The following is a 21,810-nucleotide window of genomic DNA, read 5'->3' as shown; positions in this document are numbered from 1 at the left end:
AAAACGGGGAACAGATGCAAAGCATTGCGGCCTATATCTTTGCGGCGATTGCCGAAATTGCCGGGTGTTTTGCCTTCTGGGCCTGGCTTCGGTCCGGAAAGTCGGTCCTTTGGGTCGTGCCGGGCGTGGTATCCCTGATTGTCTTTGCCTGGCTTCTGACCCGGGTTGAGGCCGACTTTGCCGGGCGGGCTTATGCGGCCTATGGCGGTGTTTACATCACGGCATCGATCTTCTGGATGTGGGTGGTTGAGCGCACCACCCCCGACCGCTGGGATGTAACCGGATTGCTGGTTTGCCTTTTGGGTGCCGGGATCATCCTGTTTGCCCCGCGTTAGGTCTTGGTTTTCTCGGGTTTTTCGTCGGACTTTTTGCCGGTGCGGTCTTCGGCGGGCAGAAGAACGCGGAATGTCGTTCCCTTCCCCATTTCGGTTTCAAACCAGATACGCCCGCCGTGGCGCACCGTGACGATGTCATGGGTGATAGAAAGTCCCTGTCCCGTGCCCTTGCCAACTTCCTTGGTGGTAAAGAACGGATTGAACACCTTTGACCGGTTTTCCTTGGCAATGCCGGTTCCGTTGTCGGAAATCGAAATCAGGATACTGTCATCAAGCGATGTGGTCTTGACCGTAATGTGCCCTTCATCGGGTTTGCGACCGGCGGCCTGAATGGCCTGTGCCGCGTTGACGATCAGGTTGAGGAAGACCTGATTGACCTCGTTGATGTGGCACGGAATATGCGGGATCTCCGGATCGAATTCTTCGGTGATGTCGGCATTGTGTTTCCATTCATTGCGTGAAATCACAATCACGTTCGACAGGACCCGGTTAATGTCGGTGGTGGTTTTTTCCGTCCCGCCGGGGTGGGAGAACTCCTTCATCGACAGGACGATGCGTGCCACCTGATTGATGCCATCAAGGGATTGCTGGGTGGCATGCGGGATTTCCTCAAGCAGGAATTCAAGATCGGAATCACGCATTTGTCGGGCGAAATCCTCAAACGTATTGGGCGGCAAATTTGCGCGATTTTTCCACAAGGTCTGCAAGGCCAGACCAAGCATGCGCGAAAGCGCCCCGTAACTGTCATTGAGGAACTTCAGGTTATCGCGGATATACTGGCTGGGCGTATTGATTTCATGCGCAATGCCGCCCGCCAGATGGCCAATCGCCTCAAGCTTAAGCGCCTCGCGCAGGTCTTCTTCAAGCTTCTTTTGCGCGACTTCCGCATTCTTGCGTCGGGTGATGTCGCGGAAAATGTAAAGATAACTCATCTCGGATGCGAAATTGGCCGGACTTACGATGATTTCCATCGGAAAGCTGTCGCCATCAAGGCGCTGCGCCATTGTTTCGGTATAGTCATATTTCAGCACACCACTGCTGATATTAATGCAGCGATTCAAAAGCTTGTGGCGCACCGTTGCCTTGCGATCAATGAACATCACATCGACCGAAGTGCCCAGCAACTCATCACCGGTTGCGCGCAGGATTTCGGCGGCTGATTTGTTGAAGTCCTGGATCATGCCGGTGGCATCAATGATCAGGATCCCCTCGACAACGCTATCAAGAATGGTCTTGAGCCGCTGCATGGTTTCGAGCTTGCGGCGCTTTTGCTCGCCCATCAGTGCCAGGAAATGGGCGCGAACGTCCTCTGGCGCATCAATTTCCTTGGCGGCCTCAAGAAGGTCCGCCCCCGATGTCAGATCGGACGTGCCACTCAGGATCTTGGTGTCGTGCAGGTTTTCAATCTTTTCAGACATCAGGCCCCTCCGCTCCCGGCAACCTGGTCATGCCCGCCGCGGCGAACACGAATGGGCTCATGAAACTGGTGAAGTTCCTGAAAAACGCGCAGCCGCTGGATCTGAATTTCGGAAACGTAGTTGCCATGGGTCAGCAAGATATGCCCATCGCGCGTTTCGATATCGGTCAGCAGGAAATCTCCGATCCGCAGGTTCTTGAGGTAAATGTCATGCTCCGTCCCGGTCGGATAGGCGACTTTGTCATAGGACGGGTCTTCCTGGGCAAGGATCGCCTCGATCTGGTTCAGCAGTTCGGGGTCATAGCGTTCAGGCTTGTGGCGCAACTCGTCGAAGTGCTGTTTGACGACAAGATCACTTTCGACAATTTTGCCAAGGTCGTTAAAAATCCGAAGGACCCGCGCACCCAACGGAATTTCCGTGCCAAGCGGGCCTTCGGCCGGGAAGCCCGATCCGTCAAAATTGCGGTTCTGCAGATAGACAATGCCGGCAACTTGTTCCAGACGCGGGATATTGGAAATCAGTTTGCGCGCCACTTCGGGCGTGCGTCGGACCACGTCACGTTCAAGCGGTTGAAGCGGCTTTTCATCGCCAAGGCGGGCAAGGATTTCCGGCGGCAGGGAGACATAGCCAATGGGCGCCAGTAACGCGGCCAACCCCAATTCCCACGGATGCGGGTAGCCGATCTGTTTGGCAATGGTATCGCACCAAAGCTTGGCGCGCATCGCCTTGCCAAAAATCGCCGGGTTAAGCTGTGCCAGCACCTCGGTCAGGACCTTTACACTGCCCGCCAGAGTCTGTTCGATCAGCGCCTTTTCCGCGGTGATCAACTGATATTGTCGCAGGCCCGCCTTGACACCGGCAATCAGGTCCTCGTCCTCGCACGGCTTGTTGAAAAAGCGGAAAATATGCCCCCGATTGATTGCTTCGACCGCGGTATGCTGGTCGGCATTGCCGGTCAGCATCATGTTGACTGTGTCGGGGCTGAGTTTGGCAACCTCGGCCAGCAACTTCACACCGTCCATGTCGGGCATGCGCATGTCGGCAACACAAACCGCATATTTGTTGCCCGCCTTGAATTTCTCAAGCGCCTGAAGCGGGCCGACCGCTGTTTCGAAATCGAACTTGCCGCGCAGCTTTCGCTTAAGTCCCATCAACAGGTTTTCATCGTCATCAACGAAGAGTACAGGGGGATTCTGTGTCATCATCTCTCTCCCTTACGCGTCCATTTCGCGGTATTTTTCTTCGACCACGTGGGCAATTTCGCGCCAGACCGGCAACCGGTCGGCTTTTCCCAAACGTTCAAGATATTCAAGATCAATGCGGCTTTCAGGCGCCTGGCCGGTACGGCTTTCAATGGCGACTTCGCGTGCCAGATGCTGGGCAATATAGATTGCGCTAAGCGCGTTCATTTCGGTATGCCGCGTGTCTTGCGGGCGATGGTGATACGCAACCGTCTGCACCATGGCGCTTGGAAAGCCCCACAGACCCAAAAGGTACGCACCGATTTCCGGGTGGGCCGCGCCAAACTGGTCACGTTCGGCAACGTTGATCGGAATGTCTTCGGTTTCGACCCGCTTGATGACCTCGGCCATTTCATTAGCGCGATAGGCATAAAGGATCAGGCTGCCGGTATGGCTCAGCATGCCTACAGCGGCCATGACACTGATCACTTCCTTCGGAAGCTTTTCCTGCTCGGCGATCAAGGTGGCGACAACGCCAAGCTGCTGGCTGCGTTTGCACAGTTGCATCATCCGCGTGACCGCCGGCTTAGGGCCGTCAAAACTACGAAACAGACCAATAAACAGGGCAAGCGCCTTAAGCGTATCGACGCCAATCATGCGGATGGCTTGCGAGACAGATGTGATTTTCTGGCTGACCGCAAAATAGGCCGAGTTGGTCAGCTTCAGGATTTCGGCGGTCAACGCAATGTCCGAGGCAACGATGGCCGTAAGCTGCTCGTTGCTGGTCAGTGGGTTTTCCAGTGCCTTGACAAGGTTGGTATAGGTTATCGGCGGGGAGGCAAGTGCATCAATCCCGCCAACAAGCGCACGCAGGTCCGGATTGGTCAGAAGGTTTCGCAGATCAAGCGCATTCTCGATGGTTTCGACCAGCATCTGATCATCACACGGTTTGGCCAGATACTGATGCGCCGGGCCAACCGTGCGCAGGATTGCCTCTTCCTCGGCAAAACCCGAAAGAATGATACGCGCGCTATGCGGGTGTTTTTCCTGCATCATGGTCAAAAGTTCTGCGCCATCGGTTCCGGGCATGCGCATGTCGGAAACGACGACATCCGGTTCCATTTCGGCAGCCTTCGCCAAGGCGCTTTCCGCGTCATGCGCGAAATGCAGCTCCCAGCCGGACCGGACCGAGCGTAACCGGCGACGCAAACCATCCAGAATATTTTTGTCATCATCGACAAAAAGGATGACGCTCATTTTCACCTCATGCGTGTGCTCCATGGTCTATACATGGGGCCTGCAAAGGATCTTTGATAGTCCGCATATGTGGAGGGTCGTGTCCTTTTTGCCCCTTTTTCGTGAAGACGGAGCACATCAGGACACGTGATCTAGTTGTTGGTCAGTTCGCGGTATTTGCCGGACACAACAGCCGCAATATTGGTCCATTCTTCAATGTGGCTCTGCTTGCCGATCTGGGCGAGATATTCCTGATCGATCGTGCTTTCGACCGTCCGTCCGGCATCACGATCGGCAATTTCACGTGTCAGATGTTGCGCAACATAGATCGCGGTCAGGGCGGTCATTTCCCGGTGCGGTAAATCCATTGGCCGATGGTGATAGGCAACCGCCTGAATGACAGGTGCCGGAAACCCCCACAATCCCAACAAATAGGCACCGATTTCGGCATGTCCGGCCCCGAACTGTTCGGCCTCCGCCTGATCAATTGAAATGCCTTCTTTTTCAACACGGTCAATGACCGCCTGCATCTCATCGGGGCGCTTGGTATAAAGGATCAACGTGCCGATGTGACTAAGCATCCCGATGGATGGCACAGCATGGCAAATTTCACGCGGAAGCCGTTCATATTCGGCAATCAGGGCCGCGGTAACGCCAATCTGCTGGGAGCGATGGCACAGGCGTTTAAGATTGGCTGCCTGACTGGCCGGGCCGTCAAAGCCGCGATACAGCCCGACAAAAAGAGCCAGTGCCTTAAGCGTTTCCATCCCCAGCATCCTGACCGCATGCGCAACCGACGAAACATTCTGCGTCACTGCGAAATAGGACGAGTTGGTCAGTTTCAAAACTTCGGTGGTCAGCGCGATATCGGACTCAACAATTTTGCTGATGGTATCAAGCGCGTAGTTCGGGTTCGAAAAGGCCGTTTCCAGACGCATATAGGTGTCGGGTGGCGAGGCGAGGCTCTTGGAACCAGCGACAAGGGTTCTAAGTTCGGGGCTTCGCAATAACTGACGCAGACCCAGTGCGTTTTCAATACTGTCGACCAGGGTTTCATGATCGCAGGGTTTGCTCAGAAACTGGTGTGCCGGGCCGATGGTGCGCAGATAGGATGCGTTGTCGGCATGACCTGTCAGAATGATGCGTACGGCATCTGGATGGGTTTTCTGCAAGGTTTCAAGCAAGGTCACACCGTCCATGCCAGGCATCTGGATGTCTGAAACGATGACGTCCAGATCCTTGTTTTCGGCAAGTTCGATGGCCTCAGACCCGCTATTGGCGAAATAAAGGTTCCACTCGGGACGGGTGCTGCGCAGACGTCGGCGCAATCCGTTCAGGATGTTGGCATCATCATCAACAAACAGAATGTGGTGCATTTTACCCGCTTCTTCTTAAATACATTTTGCAGATGGGGGCGGGCGGAACCCCATACAAGATCGCAATATCACAGGCCGGTTCCCTGCGCGGTCCGGCCCATATATGGCGCTGCCGTTGCAAACACATTGCTCCGCAATATCGATCGCACGATTGTCATATCCGCAACAGGCCGCAAGAAAACCATGCAACGCGATAAGTATTGTGTAATCATATATTTATGCCAGTGAAACAGGGGGCTTAATTGTCATGTTTTGTCAGAATGTTCACTGTCATTGACGGGTATACTTTATAAGAATTCTTGGAACCGCGGCGTCCATGCGCTGTTTCCGATTGATCGGGGGTACCACCCACCAGATGACAACACGCACCGAACTGGTTGATGCGATCAAAAAGCATCAGCTCTTTGTCATGAAGCAGCCCGGCGGTCGGCGATTGCAGCTCCGCAATGGCAACCTGTCGCGCATCAAGATGAGCAAGATCAGTCTTGAAGATGCGGTGCTTCCTGGTGCCAATTTCATCCAGGCCCAGATCCAGGATGTCAAATTTGATTTCTGTGATCTGTTCGGAACCAACTTTGTCGAGGCCAATCTCGAAGGTTCAAGCTTCATGCGCGCCGACTTGCGCGGCGCCAACATGGCGCGTGCCAAACTGCGTAATGCCAACCTGACGGGGGCCGATCTTCGATCCGGTGTGATGGTGATTGTCGATGCCGGACGCGAAAAAAAGGTCAAACGACAAACAGATCTGACCAATGCAGACCTTCAGGGATCGGTGATGTCTGGTGCCAACCTGGCCGAAAGCAACATGTCCGGTGCCCGGCTTGCCGATGCGGACCTGAGCGACGCCAACATGTTTGCCGTCAACCTTGCCGGCGCGGATCTTTCAGGCTGCAACCTGTCGGGTGCAAAGCTCAAAAACGCCAACCTCAAGGGTGCAAAGCTCAAGGATACGCTTTTGCTGGGCACGGACTTGTCTGGTGCCAATCTGCGCAATGTTGATTTGGCGAACGTTGATCTGTCGCAGGCCAATACGTCAAACTCGATTGGCAGCAAGGCTGCAACGCCGCTCCCCGATGATATCCGCATCTTGCTTAATGCCCACACCGAGTGGCTGACAAGTGGCGGCATTTCGGGCGCACGCCTTGATGTGACCGGTCGTGATCTGACCGAACTTGATTTCACCGGGTTTGATCTTTCAGCGGCATGTTTTGATGATTGCATCCTGCGCGGTGTTTTGTTGGTCGATACCATTCTGGTCATGGCATCGATGCGCAATGCCGATTTGTCCCGCGCCCGACTGAGTGGGTCGATCATGAACGGTGTGCGGATGTCCTATGCAAACTGCACCAAGGCCGTGCTTCAGGGCGTCAAGTTCGGTGGCGTCGAACAGCGCGATGCCAAGGGACAAAAAACGGGCGAGGTCTGGCGCGCAGACCTTCATGCGACGGACTTTTCACACGCTGACCTTCGAAACTCGGTTTTCGATGAGCCCCACATGAAGGGGGCCAAGCTTTGCAAGGCCAATATTTCCGGTGTTGCCTTTGGTGAAACGGACTTAAGCGACGTCGATCTTGACGGTACCAACACCGGCTCGATTCTGACCGGAATCATCCCCGGTAAGGTTTAAGGTCCAACCCTGTCATGGTGCAGGTTAACTAAGCGTTCGGATAGTTTTTCGCCACTTTTTAAAGACTTAAACCGTCCCAATGTCGCGCAATGTCTTAAACAAATTGCGTTGCGGGGAAACTGCGTCATTCTATAATCCAGAATAATAAGAATCTAATTTAGAATCTCTGGGGTTTTCTACTGAATGTCATCGCGTTCGGAATTGATTGATTCAATCAAGAAGCATCAACTTTATCTCAATCAAAAGCCGGGCGGCGTGCGCATGCAAAAGCGCAACTGCAATCTTTCCCGCATCAAAATGAGCAAGATCAGCCTGAAAGAGGCGGTCTTACCCGGTGCAAACTTCATTCAGGCATCGGCGCGCGATGTTTGTTTCGATTTCTGTGACCTGTTTGGCGCGAACTTTGTTGAGGCTGACCTCGAAAATTCGACCTTTGAACGCGCCGATCTGCGCGGAGCCAATATGGCACGGTCCAGTTTGCGCAATGCCAACCTGAACGGCATTGATTTGCGCGCAGGCATCATGGTGGTTCTTGAAGGGGCTCGTGAACGCACGGTCAAACGCGAAACCGACATGTCTAATACCGACCTCGAAGGTGCGATGATGTGGGGGGCCAATATGGCCGGTGCCAACATGTCGGGATCGCGCCTCGCGCATACCGATATGAGTGACGCCAACATGTTTGCCGTCAACCTCGAAGGCGCCGATCTGACCGGGTGCAAGATGAACGGCGCAAAGCTTCGCAATGCCAACCTCAAGGGGGCGAAGCTTGCCGGGACGGAACTTGTCGGGGCGGATTTGAGTGGTGCGAACCTGCGCAATGTCGACTTGCAGGATGTCGATTTGTCGCAGGCCAACACATCCTACTCAATCGGTGGCGGTACACCGACGGCCCCGCTGGTTGATGACATTCGCGAACTTGTAAACGGCCATAGCACTTGGCTAGCGACCGGCGGCAAAACTGGCATGCCAATGATTGCAGCCGGTCGCGATTTGTCGGGCATGGACTTTTCGGGCATGGACCTGTCGGGCGCCGTCTTTGACAAATGCATTCTGCGCGGCACGCTTTTTGTCGATACCATTCTTGCCATGTGTTCGATGCGTGAAGCCGACATGCAGAAAATCCGCATGAATGGTGCTGTGCTCGATGGTGTGCGTATGGCGGGATCGGACTGTAGCGAGGGTGTGTTTCAGGGCGTTCACTTTGGCGGTGTCGATCAGCGCGACAAGAAGGGTGAAAAGACCGGCGTCGTCTGGAACGCGGATCTTTCTGATGTCAATTTCGAACAGGCCGATTTGCGTAACTCGGTATTTGACGAAGCCAAGATGAAGGGCGCCAATCTGACGAAGGCAAACGTTGCCGGCGTCGCCTTTGGCGCCACGGATCTGAGCGAAACCGAACTTGAAGGTGCCAATGTCGGCCTGATCCTCAATGGCTATATTCCCGGCAAGAGATAACCTCTGCCAGTCACAGCCCGAAAACGTAAAACGCCGCCCTCATCGAAGGCGGCGTTTTTTTTAGTTTGCAGCACTATGATCGCTTAGCTGCGGTAATCCGCATTGATCGAGATATAGCCATGCGTCAGGTCACAGGTCCAAACCGTGGCTGCACCATCGCCAAAGCCAAGATCGGCATCAATGTCGATATACTGGCCTTTGATGTGGGCTTCGACAGGGCCCTCGTCATAATCGGCAACACGTTCACCGTTCTTGGCCAATGTAATGCCACCGATTGCAACGCTCAGCTTGTTCGGGTCTGCCGTCACACCGCATTTGCCAACCGCCATGACGATACGGCCCCAGTTGGCGTCTTCACCGGCAATCGCGGTTTTGACAAGCGGGGAGTTGGCAATGGCCTTGGCGGCAGTCTTGGCTTCTTTTTCGTTCACGGCACCGGTGACCTTGACGGTGATGAATTTCGAAGCACCTTCGCCATCGCGGACGATCTGATGGGCAAGATCTCGCAGCACATCTTCAAATGCCGCTTTGAACGTGGAAAGTTGCGGGTCGTTGACATCACTGATCGCGTCATTGCCCGCCTTGCCGGTGGCAGCCACCAGAAGCGTGTCAGACGTCGACGTATCGCTATCAACCGTGATCGCGTTGAAGCTGCGATTGTTGCAATCGGCCAGAATGGCCTGCAGCACATTGTGCGGCAGGGCGGCATCGGTAAACACAAAGCTTAACATGGTTGCCATGTTCGGCTCGATCATGCCCGATCCCTTGGCGATACCGGCAATGGTCACGGTCTTGCCATTGATGGTCGCGGTGGCTGACGCGCCCTTGGGGAAGGTATCGGTGGTCATGATGGCCTTGGCGGCATCAAGCCAGTCGGCCTCATTGGCCAGAAGGTCACCCAGTGCATCGGTGATGCGGTTTGCCGTGGTCGGCTCGCCAATCACACCGGTCGATGCGGTAAAGATTTCGGTTTTTGCACAACCAAGTGCCTTGGACGCGGCTTCGACCTTGTCAGCAACGAACTTTTCACCAGCCTTGCCGGTAAAGGCGACCGAGTTACCTGCATTGACAAAAAAGGCACGTGCCGTACCCCCCTTAAGCGCCTCACGTCCCCAGCGGACCGCCGCCGATGCAGTGGTCGACGTGGTGAAGACACCGGCAACCTGCGTGCCTGGCGCGAGTTCGGCCAACAGCACATCCGGGCGCCCCTTATAGCGAATGCCAAGGGTTGCGGTATGCAGTTTAACGCCAGCAATCGCCGGAAGGTCTGGGAATGCCGCGGGGGCAAGCGGTGAAATGGCAGTCGCAACCATCAGTGCAGTTTCCTTTATTGGATAAGTCGGTCCATCCTGCCGCAATGGCGACGAAAAGCAAGCGGCAGAATGAATTTACGCGATCAAATGATGTGTAAAAAACGGGGCGAAGCCAATGGCTGCACCCCGTTTTCGAATTCTCTGAAGCCAGACGCGATCAATTGATACTGACCGCGACGTTTGCGGGATTATTCCGCCGGCTTTTCCTTGGCGGCTTCTTCTGCTGCCTTCGCGGCTTCGATTTCGACATAGTTGACGATTTCGGCATCAGAACGCAGGTCTTCGACAAGTGCGTTAAACGCATCACGGCTGATTTCGGCCACCAGCTGCTGACGGACTTCGTCAAGCGACGGCTGGGTGCCTTCTTTTTTCTCTTCAACCTTGATCACGTGCCAGCCGAACTGGGTCTGAACCGGCTCGCTTGAATAGGTGCCCGGTTCCATGGCAAAGGCTGCCTCGGCGAACGGTGCAACCATGTCGGCACGGTTAAAGAAGCCAAGATCACCGCCATTCGGGCCGGACGGGCCGGTCGATTTTTCTTTGGCGAGTTCGACGAAGTCGGCACCATCGTCAAGTTCTGCGATGATGGCTTTCGCGTCTTCTTCGCTTTCAAGCAGGATATGGCGGGCGTGGACCTGCGGCTCCGGCTCGTTGGTTTTGATGAATTCTTCGTATTTTGCTTCGATCGCATCATCGGTGATCGCGTCACTGAGCGCACGATCCAGATAGGTTTCCGCGATCAGGCGGCGCTCAAGCGCTGCGATCTGTGCTTTGACTTCCTCGTCATCAGCAAGACCAGCTTCGCTACCGGCATCCATCAGCAGGCGCTGATTGATTTCACGGGTCAGAAGATCCGCCTTAAGCATGTCAAACGGAAGCTGGCGATACTGTTGCGGCAGGCCCTGCTGGGTTGCGCGGACTTCTGATTCAAGAATGTCCTCACCATTGACCGTCGCCAGCACCGGGTCTTCTGCCGGTGCAGCGTCCTGTGCCATGGCAGGGGATGCGAAAATGACGGTTGCCAGGGACGCAGCAAGAAGGGATTTGCGCAGCATAGTTTCTCCAGACTGTAATTTCAGATGGGCTTATGCCCAATGCCTCTGCCCACGGGTAAAACACATAAGTTGTGCCTGCACAAGGCTTCGCCGTGGGTGTCGCACCTTTTGGCAAAGCTTTCTGTCTAAAATGTGAAGAAGCTAAATTTGCCTGTCAGCATGTTGTGGTGTGTATCTGTGCATCCACGCGCGCATCACCCGCAAGGCGGGCAATACTTGGACGACAGTTATGTGAAATTCTGACAGAGTTGGGGCTGTTCAGGCCCGAACATCAAACAGCACTTCACCGACCGTCCCTTGTGACCCGTCTGTGCGGGTGAAACCCGATTTGGCCACCAAATCCCCACCGATCAGCCGTTCGTCCAATGGTGTGATCAGGGTCAGCGAGATTGATTTGATCCCCTCGCTTGCCAGATTTGTCTGGCTTCCATTTGCGCGCAGCAAAACGAGCGAGCTGAACACAGCATCACTTTCATCAATCACGCCATCCTGGTTGTCATCATATTTGGCCAATTCGGCAAAGCCGTCTTTGGCCCCGTTTTGATCGCCAAACAGTTCAGTGCCGTCGTTAATTTTACCATCCCCGTTGCGATCAAGTGCCAACAACGCATCCCCGCCACTGACCCAGGCGGTTTGGTCAAGCGATCCATCACCATCAATGTCAAACGTTGCGCCATCTTCAAGACTGGTGATGTCGATGCCACTGCCATCCAGATCAAGGATCAGTGGATCCTTCTGAAACGCTTGCGCGATTTCAACCCGGATCATTTCGATATGGGCCTTGAACTCGGAGACGGAAATATCGATTTTCCCGGCGGTCTTGGCAAACCGGGTTTCAATCGATGAGAAATCGATCTCGACCTGGCGGGAACTAACCGACACCTGCCCAAGATTAACCTTGGCCTTGCCGTGCGACATGCTGACCGCCAGATCATGAACGGAGTCAACTCCGCCGCTGCCAGTGGTATTGGCAAGTTTCAGATCACCCGGATCACCACCCGTCATGGCATTGGCCATCGCGCGCGCCTTGGCTGGCGGAATGCCCATCATGGCAAGAACGATGAAAGCTTCGCGGTTCAGGCGCGTCTGTGCATCATCTAATGCGGGTTTCAGCCCCTTATAGATCTCAAGCACATCGGTCTCGAATTCCAGAACCGGGTGCTGGAATGAACCCATTGCTTGTTCGATGCGTTGGTTGGCTTCGATACTAAGATCAATCTGGTCGATGATGGCGCGTTGCTGGGACAGTTCGCCATCGTGATTTCCATCGGTATCCGAACTGACGGCACCATTTGTCGCGGCACGTGAAGCGGCAAGGGCCGCTGCATTCTGGGCGGCGGTCGGATTTGAGAGTGTCGAGGAATCAAACATACAGCACCTCCTTCCTGAAGGGCTGCGGGATGCCGGTCACGACATCCCGTCGCAGTTAAATCAGAACATCCTGTTCCTGTGTCGGGTCAATGACGGACACGGTTTCACCATTCGGGAACGTGAAGGTGGCCTTGCCATCATCCTGACCAAAGAGGCCCATCGGCATCATCATATCAACGGTCAGCTGAAGCGGACCGGCAGCCTCGCCAGCACCGTCAACCGGCTGATTGATGCTGCGTACGATCAGGGTTGCCTGTTCCATGAAATGTTCGGTGATCTGGGCGTTCAGGGCCGCCATCCGTTCCGCCGCAAGCGCCTGACCATTGGTCTGCGCAGCAACGGCCGATTCACCCTCTTCGGATGTATCATCAGAACCGACTGTTGCATTCATCAATTCACGAATGAATTCAGCGACTCCGTTGTCATTGATATCAAACAGAAGACCGCCATTCTCGGCACTGGCCGGGTTGCCCAGCATATCCACAAGCGACCCGCCACCCAGTCCATCCATCACCGCACCAAGTGCGCCAAGGGCTGCACCGGCGCTGTTGCCAATTGCGATGGCTTGGGTCTTTACAACTTCGATCTTGGCAGCCTCGTAATTAAACGAGAACTCGCCGGTTTCGTTGTTGATGCTGATATCAAGCGACTGGACCGCCATCATGGCGGATTCCGATACGCCAACCGCGCTACCATTGGCCCCGGCATAGGAAATGGCGGTCTTGCTGTGGCTGGCGATCGCCTGATCAAAGGAAAATTCAAATTGGTCCTGCCCGCTGGCAGCATCGCGAATGCCAGTGAACATGGCCTCGGTCGCGACAATCGCTTCTTGTTCGGACATACCCGACAGTGCGAACATTTCCTCGACACTGCCGCGAATCATCTCAAGCGACGCATCAAGGGCGCGTTCAAACAGTTCTACGGTTGTCAGGGACTTGTTCGACAGCGACTTGCCTGCCGCCGGGGCAAGCTTCTGGCTGTCATTATGTGCGGCAAGCGCATTGTCTGACAACGCAACCGGATCAACCTGATTGCGGGCATCAGTTCGCGCCTGTGCGGCACTGTCACCGGCATCGGGACTACTTTTTGAAATGGGCTGACGCGCATCCTGAAGGGCGGATTGGCCCTGACGAAATGGATTAAGCGCTGAGAAATCGACCATAATCCTCCTCCTGAGGATGTGATTTGGCAGCGCTTTCGGGGCAACCCTGCGTGCCAAAACGAGCTACATGCTCTGTTAGGGTTTAAAACTATTAGGCGAATGGTACGCCGATTTCTCGCATTTCTCAAGCAAGAAGGGATCAACAACCAAAAACGAAAACGTGAAACCGTCCGGATGTGTCGGGGGACTGCGGCGAAAACCGGTAATTTTCAGCCCAACATTAGCGATATTGGCTCGTTCCGTTGACAGATGGCAGGCAGGGTTCTATCTGTGATCGGGCTCCGCTTTCTGTCGGGCCTCATTGTGTCTTAATTTATTTGTTCAGGAACGTATTAATGCTCGGCGCTATTGCCCGGAAAATTTTCGGTTCAGCTAACGATCGTGAAGTCAAAGCCCTGCGGGCCACGGTCGAGCAAATCAATGCCCTGGAACCCGAAGTCGAAAAGCTTACTGATGACGAACTGCGCGCCCGGACCGATTGGCTGCGCGAACGTCTCAAGAATGGCGAGACTTTGACCGACATCCTTCCTGATACCTTTGCCACCATCCGCGAGGCGTCCAAACGTGTCCGTGGTGAACGTCATTATGATGTGCAGCTTCTGGGTGGCATGGTTCTGACATCCGGCAAAATTGCCGAGATGAAAACCGGTGAAGGTAAAACCCTGGTTTCGACCTTGCCGGTTTATCTGAATGCGCTTGAAGGCAAGGGCGTTCATGTGGTGACGGTCAACGACTATCTGGCAAGTCGTGACGCGGAATGGATGGGCGAGGTCTATGGCTTCCTTGGTCTGACCGTGGGCGTGATCATGCATGGTATGACCGATGATCAGCGCCGTGCGGCTTATGCCTGTGACATCACCTATGCGACGAATAACGAGCTCGGCTTTGATTATCTGCGCGATAACATGAAGTTCCGTCTCGAAGATATGGTGCAGCGACCGTTCAACTTTGCGATCGTCGATGAAGTCGACTCGATCCTGATTGACGAAGCCCGTACCCCGCTGATCATTTCAGGCCCTGCCGAAGACAGCTCAGAACTTTACCGCTCGATTGATGCGCTGATCCCGAAACTGATCGAAGAAGACTTCGAAAAGGACGAAAAGGCGCGCGCGGTTACCCTGACCGAAGAAGGCACCGAACATGCCGAACAGCTTCTGATGGAAATGGGCATCCTGACCGAAGGCACGCTTTATGACGTTGCCAACGTTCATCTGGTCCATCACGTCAATCAGGCTCTGCGTGCGCACAAGCTGTTCCAGAAAGACACCGACTATATCGTCAAGGACGACAAGGTCGTCATCATTGATGAATTTACCGGTCGTATGATGGAAGGCCGCCGTTATTCCGATGGCCTGCACCAGGCGCTGGAAGCCAAGGAAAAGGTCAAGATCCAGAACGAAAACCAGACTCTGGCCTCGATCACCTTCCAGAACTATTTCCGTCTTTATCCGACCCTTGCCGGGATGACCGGTACGGCAATGACCGAAGCCGAAGAATTCGAGGAAATCTACAACCTTCAGGTTGTCGAAATCCCGACCCATCGCCCGATTGCCCGTAAAGATGCCGATGACGAGATCTATCGCACCGCCAACGAAAAGTGGATTGCGATCTCCGAACAGCTTGAAGATTGCCACAAGCGCGGCCAGCCGGCACTTGTCGGAACGGTCTCGATCGAGAAATCGGAAATTCTGTCCGATCTTCTGAAAAAGAAGAAAATCCCGCACGAAGTTCTCAACGCCAAGCAGCATGAACGCGAAGCCTTGATCGTGGCCCAGGCCGGTGCGCCAGGTGCGATCACGATTGCCACCAACATGGCCGGTCGTGGTACCGACATCAAACTTGGTGGCAACGTTGAAATGCGCGTTGAACATGAACTGGCCAATGTCACTGACGAAGCCAAACGTGCGGCCGCAATTGAAAAGATCAAAGCCGAAGTCAAAGCTGATCAGGAAAAAGTTCTGGCGGCTGGAGGCCTGTTTGTGATCGGGACAGAACGCCACGAATCACGTCGTGTGGATAATCAGCTGCGTGGTCGTTCCGGTCGTCAGGGTGACCCGGGTGGATCGAAATTCTATCTTTCGCTTGAAGATGACCTGATGCGCATCTTTGGTTCCGAGCGCATGGACGGCATGCTGCAGAAACTTGGTCTGCAGGAAGGTGAAGCAATTTACCATCCGTGGATCAACAAGGCGCTTGAGAAAGCCCAGCAGAAAGTCGAGGCACGCAACTTCGACATTCGTAAGAACGTTCTGAAATTTGACGATGTCATGAACGACCAGCGTAAGGTCGTCTATGAACAGCGCCGTGATCTGATGCAGGCCAAGAACGTTGCCGAAGACGTTGCCGACATGCGCGCCGAAGTCATCGAAGACATGGTCGACAAATATTGCCCGGCCAAGGTCTATCCGGAGCAGTGGGAAGCCGCCAGCCTGCACGAAGAAGTTACCCGTCTTCTGGGTCTTGATCTGCCGATTTCTGATTGGGTCAAGGAAGAAGGCATCGATCAGGAAGTCATGCGCGAACGCCTGGAAAAGGCCGCAGATGCGAAAATGGCGGCCAAGGTTGCCAACTATGGTGCCGATATCATGCGCCAGGTCGAAAAAAGCCTCGTGCTGCAGCTCCTTGATCAGTCTTGGAAAGAGCATCTTCTTGCCCTTGATCACCTGCGTCAGGGCATCGGCCTTCGCGCCTATGGTCAGCGCGATCCGCTCAACGAGTTCAAGCGCGAAGCCTTCAACATGTTCGAAGCCATGCTGGTATCCTTGCGCGAACGCGTGACCCAGATGCTGTCGCATGTCGAACTGCAATCGACCCCGCGTCCCGAAGACCTCGAAGCACCGCGGCGTCCGCAACAGGAAATGCGTGAAAACCGCGACGAACTTGACGCAACCGAGCAGGGTGTCGATACCGCAACCGTTCAGTCGCGTCAGCCGGGCAATTTCGATCCCAATGATCCGTCGACCTGGGGTCGTGTTGCCCGGAACCAGGCCTGCCCGTGCGGATCTGGCAAGAAATACAAGCATTGCCACGGTCAGTTGAACTGATCGTATTGGCCATGAATTGAAACAAAAAGCGCGCTCCTTCGGGATGCGCGCTTTTTGTTTGTCAGTTGCTTGCCGTCAGGGCCTTGGCTGGCAGATGGCTTTGCAGGAACTCTTTGACCGGACCCAACACCGCATCATCGGTTGTCAGATAGAACCCAAGTGCAATCAGGGTTCCGGCATGACCCGTTTCGGGGACTTCGACAAGTTCCGCGCTCGGGGCAAGTTCTGCAAGCTTCCTCGAATTGCGCGGAAAGACTGTGTGGTCACGGGTGCCCGTAATCAACAAAAGCGGTGGCATATGCGCCAGATCCATCTTGACCGGCTGGCTTTGATTGGCCGGTGTCTCGCCAAACGCATTCCGGGTGGCCGCAACATCATAGGGATAAAAATCATACGGGCCCGAAAGCCCGATGATGCCGGCAATGTCATCGGCATCAAGCCCGACAGCTTGCAGATATTGTTGGTCTGCAACCAGTTGAACGGCGTTATAGGCCCCGGCGGAATGACCGGCCAACATAATCGGCACATCCTTGATCTGCCCGGGGTTTTGCCCAGCATAGCTTTTCATAAAGGCAATCGCAGACGCCCCGTCCTCGATAAAGTCCGGAAAACGAACATCGGGGACCAATCGGTAATCATGGATCGCGACCGCATAGCCAAATTCGGTAAAACGTTTGGCAATAAAGGCGTACTTGCCGCGATCACCAGAATCCCAGGACCCGCCATAAAACCAGATCACAAGTGGGGCCGGCAGAAGTGATGGATCGGGCAGATAAAGATCCATAACCTGCCGCTCATCCGGTCCATAGGAAAGTGCCGCGATATCGGGTTCTAAATCACCCGCCTGCCAATGATTGTAAGCACCAAGCTTGTCACATCCGGCCAGAAGCACCATTGCGACAACGGAGTTGGTCGTCATGCTCAGAAACTTTTTGGGAAACATTCGGGGTGCCGATCTATGCAAAAATTATCGTTTATATAGTCAATACGTTAGCGCACTGAATTCCGTTTAAAACAATCAAAAGGATGTTTGCGCTGACGACACCGGCAATGTCCCCGGATTTTGGCAATCCAGACCTGTAACGCAGCACGTCGCATGTGTATTGTTGAGATGTGTTTATCAGTCCTTAATTGCCTGCTCCCTAGACTTTCCGGGCAAAGTTCAAATTCGGAGATCCCGTCAAAGTGTCCACATTCGATCAACTGTCCAAACGCGCAAAAAAGCTCGAAAATCAGGGCCAGATTGACGAAGCGATCAAGCTGTACGAACAGTTTCTTCAGGACTACCCGAAAAACACACGCGCGAAAGCCGCTCTTGAGAAATTGCGTGATTCCGCATCCGGAAATGGTATTTCCGCGCAACAGGCTTTCATGAAAACCTCGCAGCTGATTGAGCAGGGCGCGTTTGCAAGGGCGATTGAACTGGCAAAGCAACTTGTCGAAAGTGCTCCGGAAAGTGCTCAGGTTTGGAACCTGTTGGGGTTTGCCTACGCTCGGGATCAAAAGCCGGTAGAAGCAGAAAAATGCCTGCGTAAGGCAATTGAGCTCGACAAAAACTTTGCGACCGCTTGGGTTAATATTGGAAACCTGTTTTCATCCCAGAAGAAATTAGGCCTAGCGCTGCAAGCCTATCAAAACGCCAGCTATCTTCAGGCCAAAAACGCCAACATCTTGAATAGCTGCGCGACCGTTCTGATGGAAATGCAGCGTTTTGACGAGGCCGAAAGATTCTGCGTGCAGGCGATTACCAACGACCCAAATTTTGCCGATGCATACCATAATCTTGCCGTCATTCTATATCGAAACAAAAAACGTGCTGCTGCTAAACAAGCATTTGAAAAAGTTGCTAAACTTCATCCAAATAGTATGTCGGCACTGTCTGACTTTTTGTATGCACGTGCGCAAATTTGTGACTGGTCTCTTCTTGCGCCCGAATTTCAAAACGTAAAGGCGATCGGCAATCCGGGGAACTGTGTTTCGCCGTTTTCCTTATTGCATTTTGAAGACGACCCATACGCGCAGAAAAAGCGTTCAGAGAACAGAGCTGGGGAACTGGCCGTACGCGACAGTTTCCCGCAATTCCGGCGACCGGGGTCCCGTCCACAGAAACTGAAAATCGGTTATTTTTCGGCGGACTTTCACAATCATGCGACGCTTTCCCTGATGATGGGGCTTTTCGGGGACCACGATAAAAGCCGCTTTGAAATACACACCTACAGTTATGGCGGCGTTACAGATGGCTGGCGTCGCGCTCAGCTGCAAAAACTGGTCGATAAAAACTGGGATGTCCGTAGTTTTTCGGACCGGGAAATCGTTCAGCATGCACGTGACCAAGGGATCGATATTGCGATTGATCTAAAGGGCTACACCCAATCAGGGCGGCCGCAGCTATTTGCCTATCGGATGGCGCCGATCCAGATCAACTATGTTGGTTATCCGGGGACTTTGGGGGCCGACTACATCGACTATCTGATCGCAGATCACACCATCATCCCCGACGAATACAAGAATGCCTATAGCGAAAAAATCATCTACATGCCGCATTGCTATCAGCCCAATGACGGCGGTCGAGAGTTCCCGGAAAACACCCAAGCACGCACGGAGTTGGGCTTGCCGGAAAATGGCTTCGTGTTCTGTTCGTTCAATGCCAATTACAAGATTTCGCCGCGTGAGTTCGATATCTGGATGCGCTTGCTTAAGAAGGTAGATGGTTCTGTCCTGTGGCTGTTCGAAGGCAGCGAGGACGCGATGCTCAACCTTCGCAAGGAAGCCGGAAATCGCGGCGTAGACCCAGCCCGCCTTGTCTTTGCAGGCTATCTGCCCGAGGAACAACACCTCGCCCGTCACAAACATGCCGACCTGTTCCTGGATACCTTTAATGTGAATGCTCATACCACGGCAAGTGACGCGCTTTGGACCGGGTTGCCGCTTGTAACTCTTCCCGGAAAACAATTTGCCGCCCGGGTCGCCGCAAGTGTTCTAAAGGCGGCAAACCTGCCCGAACTGATTGCCAAATCCGAAGAAGAGTATGAAGCAATTGCCCTTGACCTGGCTTTGCACCCGGAAAAGACCGCTTCAATGAAGGCAAAGGTCAAAGATAACGTCAAAGCCTGTCCGCTGTTTGATACCAAGTCATATACCCGTGATCTGGAACGAGGCTATGACGCAGCTTATGAGCGCTATCTCTGCCAACAGGCGCCGGGGGACATTGAGCTTGTCAGCCAATAACGTGATGGCAAATTTTGCACCGGGAATGAGGAAGAAGCTTTGAGCATTGCGGTGGAACAGGTGGTGTCACTTGCAAAAAAGGCGATGGCGAATAATCAGCCGGATCTGGCCATTTCCATGTGCACAGAACATCTGCAAACCGAACCCGACGCAGTTGTGCTCTGGGATGTTTTGGCAAACGCCCATTTCCTCAAAAAGGATAATGGGCAGGCAGCAATATGTTTCGAGAAGGTTGTCGAACTTGCGCCGCAAAACCCCAAGTCTCATCAAAATCTTGGCGTGTTTTATCAAAGCATCGGCAAGTTCAACGAAGCACTTCAATGCTATCAGCGCGCGGCAAGTTGCGACGCCAACTATGCCCCGGCCTATAATGGAGCCGGCATTGTCCTGATGACAGTTGGGCAGCTTGATACTGCCCAGCAGTATTTTGCCAAGGCGCTTCAGCTCGACCCGCAATTCGCCGACGCCTATAGCAACTTGGCCCATGTGTTTTTTAGCAAGGGACAATTACCCGCAGCAGCCCAAAGCTACGCCGAGGCCAATGCTCTGAACCCGGATCTGAAAAGTGCCGTGGCAAACCGGTTCTATAGTTTGGCGATGATGTGCGATTGGTCCTGGCTTGATGCCTTTTCGCGTGTCGCCAAGACACTGGGAATCGAGGGCGAAGAAGTAACACCATTTTCGCTGCTACCCCTTGAAGACGCGCCGGAAAGGCAATTGGCCCGATGTCAAAAATTTGTCTCGGCCAAATTCGGGCAAGGGGCGACGTGGCAAGGGGGCGTTCCATCAGCGCGCCCGGCGAAGTTGCGTATCGGCTATTTTTCAGCCGACTTCCATGACCATGCGACACTATCGCTGATGATGGGGCTTCTCCGAAATCATGATCACGACAAATTCGAAATTCATGGCTTCTCATATGGGGTGGTGAAGGAAAGCCGGAGCCTTGATGAGGCGATAAACTATTTTGATAGTTTCTCAGATGTCTCGGGTTCCTCGGACGAGGCGATTGTGCAGCTCGCGCGTGAAAAGAATATCGATATTGCCATCGACCTTAAGGGCCACACGCGGATGGGGCGGATTGGTATCTTTGCCCGGCGCATCGCCCCGGTTCAGATCAATTATCTTGGCAATCCGGGCTCCATCGGGGCTGACTTCATCGAATATATGATTATTGATAAGGTCACAGTGCCTGAAACGCACAAAAAGTATTTGTCTGAAAAGCCGATCTATCTGCCAAATTGCTATCAGCCCAATGATGATCAGCGCCGAATTCCGACGACGAACACAACGCGCAAGGATTTCGGCCTTCCAGAAACCGGCTTTGTATTCTGTAGTTTCAACAACACCTACAAGATAACCCCGCGGGAATTTGATATCTGGATGCGGCTTCTGAGTAAGGTTGAGGGCTCGGTTCTTTGGTTGTTCAAGGGCAACGATTACGCCGCCGAAAACCTGCGCAAGGAAGCGCAAAAGCGCGGCATTGATCCCGATCGTTTGGTCTTTGCCGACAAGATGCCGGAACCGGAACATCTCGCACGGCACAAGCATGCCGACCTGTTGCTTGATACCTTTAATGTCAACGCGCACACGACGGCGAGTGATGCGCTTTGGGCAGGCTTGCCACTTGTGACCTTGCCCGGAGAGCAATTTGCCGCTCGTGTGGCGGCCAGCATTTTGACGGCAGCCAATCTGCCTGAGCTGATTGCCAAGGATGAAGCGGACTATGAAGCCATTGCACTGGATCTGGCGCTTCATCCCGAAAAGACCGCGGCCTTGAAGCAGAAATTACAGGAACAGATCAAGACCTGTCCGCTGTTTGATACGGTCACCTATACACGAGACATCGAAGCTGCATTCGAAGCCGCATATGACCGATACCTGCAGGGCCTTGCTCCGGATGACATTGATCTTACCAGCGCAAAGTGACCGTCGATGCTTTCTGCACTTGGCGAAGGTTTGATGGCGCGATAAAACAGTGCCATGACAATACAACAACCAGATAAAGG

15 protein-coding genes are annotated in these 21,810 nt (G+C 53.9%); 6 read left to right on the top strand and 9 right to left on the bottom strand.

Features of this window, described 5'->3' with window-relative positions; all coding sequences use genetic code 11:
* The first annotated feature begins 14 nt into the window (after positions 1-14).
* Positions 15-335, top strand: a complete 321-nt coding sequence (locus tag TH4_RS03520; protein ID WP_064779908.1) for a YnfA family protein — start codon at positions 15-17, stop codon at positions 333-335.
* Here TH4_RS03520 and TH4_RS03515 read toward each other — a convergent pair.
* From TH4_RS03515 to TH4_RS03500, 4 genes are all read right to left on the bottom strand, one after another.
* Positions 332-1,753, bottom strand: a complete 1,422-nt coding sequence (locus tag TH4_RS03515; protein WP_064779907.1) for a two-component system sensor histidine kinase NtrB — start codon at positions 1,751-1,753, stop codon at positions 332-334. The two genes, TH4_RS03520 and TH4_RS03515, sit on opposite strands and share 4 nt — an antisense overlap.
* Positions 1,753-2,955: an HD domain-containing phosphohydrolase gene (locus TH4_RS03510; protein WP_064780032.1), complete on the bottom strand. Its 1,203-nt coding sequence runs from the start codon at positions 2,953-2,955 to the stop codon at positions 1,753-1,755. Before TH4_RS03510 ends, TH4_RS03515 begins: the two co-directional genes overlap by 1 nt.
* A 12-nt stretch (positions 2,956-2,967) precedes the next feature.
* Positions 2,968-4,191, bottom strand: a complete 1,224-nt coding sequence (locus tag TH4_RS03505) for a response regulator (RefSeq protein WP_064780031.1) — start codon at positions 4,189-4,191, stop codon at positions 2,968-2,970.
* A gap of 131 nt (positions 4,192-4,322) precedes the next feature.
* Complete coding sequence (locus TH4_RS03500) at positions 4,323-5,546, bottom strand: response regulator (protein ID WP_064779906.1); 1,224 nt, start codon at positions 5,544-5,546, stop codon at positions 4,323-4,325.
* A gap of 355 nt (positions 5,547-5,901) precedes the next feature.
* Here TH4_RS03500 and TH4_RS03495 point away from each other — a divergent pair, with 355 nt between their 5' ends.
* Together TH4_RS03495 and TH4_RS03490 are read left to right on the top strand one after the other, a co-directional pair.
* Positions 5,902-7,173, top strand: coding sequence for a pentapeptide repeat-containing protein (locus tag TH4_RS03495; protein ID WP_064780030.1), 1,272 nt, complete (start codon positions 5,902-5,904; stop codon positions 7,171-7,173).
* Positions 7,174-7,356: 183 nt separating this feature from the next.
* Positions 7,357-8,631, top strand: a complete 1,275-nt coding sequence (locus TH4_RS03490) for a pentapeptide repeat-containing protein (protein WP_064779905.1) — start codon at positions 7,357-7,359, stop codon at positions 8,629-8,631.
* A gap of 83 nt (positions 8,632-8,714) precedes the next feature.
* On the opposite strand, the gene argJ is transcribed toward TH4_RS03490, so the two are convergent.
* The 4 genes from argJ to TH4_RS03470 form a co-directional block, all read right to left on the bottom strand.
* Positions 8,715-9,944: a bifunctional glutamate N-acetyltransferase/amino-acid acetyltransferase ArgJ gene (gene argJ / locus TH4_RS03485; RefSeq protein WP_064779904.1), complete on the bottom strand. Its 1,230-nt coding sequence runs from the start codon at positions 9,942-9,944 to the stop codon at positions 8,715-8,717.
* A gap of 188 nt (positions 9,945-10,132) precedes the next feature.
* Positions 10,133-10,999: a peptidylprolyl isomerase gene (locus TH4_RS03480; protein ID WP_008888374.1), complete on the bottom strand. Its 867-nt coding sequence runs from the start codon at positions 10,997-10,999 to the stop codon at positions 10,133-10,135.
* A gap of 258 nt (positions 11,000-11,257) precedes the next feature.
* Positions 11,258-12,370: a hypothetical protein gene (locus TH4_RS03475; protein WP_064779903.1), complete on the bottom strand. Its 1,113-nt coding sequence runs from the start codon at positions 12,368-12,370 to the stop codon at positions 11,258-11,260.
* Positions 12,371-12,425: 55 nt separating this feature from the next.
* Positions 12,426-13,532: a hypothetical protein gene (locus TH4_RS03470; RefSeq protein ID WP_064779902.1), complete on the bottom strand. Its 1,107-nt coding sequence runs from the start codon at positions 13,530-13,532 to the stop codon at positions 12,426-12,428.
* A gap of 335 nt (positions 13,533-13,867) precedes the next feature.
* Between TH4_RS03470 and secA the strand changes: the two genes are divergently transcribed.
* Positions 13,868-16,576 carry a preprotein translocase subunit SecA gene (gene secA / locus TH4_RS03465; protein ID WP_064779901.1) on the top strand — a complete coding sequence of 903 codons (2,709 nt, stop codon included), beginning with the start codon at positions 13,868-13,870 and terminating at the stop codon, positions 16,574-16,576.
* Positions 16,577-16,637: 61 nt separating this feature from the next.
* Here secA and TH4_RS03460 read toward each other — a convergent pair whose 3' ends face one another.
* The gene (locus tag TH4_RS03460) at positions 16,638-17,495 is read right to left on the bottom strand and encodes an alpha/beta hydrolase (protein ID WP_064780029.1); all 858 of its coding nucleotides are present in this window, start codon (positions 17,493-17,495) and stop codon (positions 16,638-16,640) included.
* A 266-nt stretch (positions 17,496-17,761) separates the two neighbouring features.
* Here TH4_RS03460 and TH4_RS03455 point away from each other — a divergent pair, with 266 nt between their 5' ends.
* Both TH4_RS03455 and TH4_RS03450 read left to right on the top strand, forming a co-directional pair.
* Complete coding sequence (locus TH4_RS03455) at positions 17,762-19,804, top strand: O-linked N-acetylglucosamine transferase, SPINDLY family protein (RefSeq protein ID WP_064779900.1); 2,043 nt, start codon at positions 17,762-17,764, stop codon at positions 19,802-19,804.
* Between the two features lie 39 nt (positions 19,805-19,843).
* Positions 19,844-21,730, top strand: a complete 1,887-nt coding sequence (locus TH4_RS03450) for an O-linked N-acetylglucosamine transferase, SPINDLY family protein (protein ID WP_064779899.1) — start codon at positions 19,844-19,846, stop codon at positions 21,728-21,730.
* Positions 21,731-21,810: the final 80 nt, after the last annotated feature.

The organism is Thalassospira tepidiphila MCCC 1A03514, assembly GCF_001662875.1.
Lineage (GTDB): Bacteria > Pseudomonadota > Alphaproteobacteria > Rhodospirillales > Thalassospiraceae > Thalassospira > Thalassospira tepidiphila.
The sequence above is the reverse complement of the archived record's forward strand: the minus strand, read 5'-3'. Positions and strand labels throughout refer to the sequence as shown.

Coding starts and splice junctions, on each gene's coding strand:
- TH4_RS03520 (WP_064779908.1), top strand. CDS start 15: ATGCAAAGCATTGCGGCCTATATCTTTGCGGCGATTGCCGAAATTGCC.
- TH4_RS03515 (WP_064779907.1), bottom strand. CDS start 1,753: ATGTCTGAAAAGATTGAAAACCTGCACGACACCAAGATCCTGAGTGGC.
- TH4_RS03510 (WP_064780032.1), bottom strand. CDS start 2,955: ATGACACAGAATCCCCCTGTACTCTTCGTTGATGACGATGAAAACCTG.
- TH4_RS03505 (WP_064780031.1), bottom strand. CDS start 4,191: ATGAGCGTCATCCTTTTTGTCGATGATGACAAAAATATTCTGGATGGT.
- TH4_RS03500 (WP_064779906.1), bottom strand. CDS start 5,546: ATGCACCACATTCTGTTTGTTGATGATGATGCCAACATCCTGAACGGA.
- TH4_RS03495 (WP_064780030.1), top strand. CDS start 5,902: ATGACAACACGCACCGAACTGGTTGATGCGATCAAAAAGCATCAGCTC.
- TH4_RS03490 (WP_064779905.1), top strand. CDS start 7,357: ATGTCATCGCGTTCGGAATTGATTGATTCAATCAAGAAGCATCAACTT.
- argJ (WP_064779904.1), bottom strand. CDS start 9,944: ATGGTTGCGACTGCCATTTCACCGCTTGCCCCCGCGGCATTCCCAGAC.
- TH4_RS03480 (WP_008888374.1), bottom strand. CDS start 10,999: ATGCTGCGCAAATCCCTTCTTGCTGCGTCCCTGGCAACCGTCATTTTC.
- TH4_RS03475 (WP_064779903.1), bottom strand. CDS start 12,370: ATGTTTGATTCCTCGACACTCTCAAATCCGACCGCCGCCCAGAATGCA.
- TH4_RS03470 (WP_064779902.1), bottom strand. CDS start 13,532: ATGGTCGATTTCTCAGCGCTTAATCCATTTCGTCAGGGCCAATCCGCC.
- secA (WP_064779901.1), top strand. CDS start 13,868: ATGCTCGGCGCTATTGCCCGGAAAATTTTCGGTTCAGCTAACGATCGT.
- TH4_RS03460 (WP_064780029.1), bottom strand. CDS start 17,495: ATGACGACCAACTCCGTTGTCGCAATGGTGCTTCTGGCCGGATGTGAC.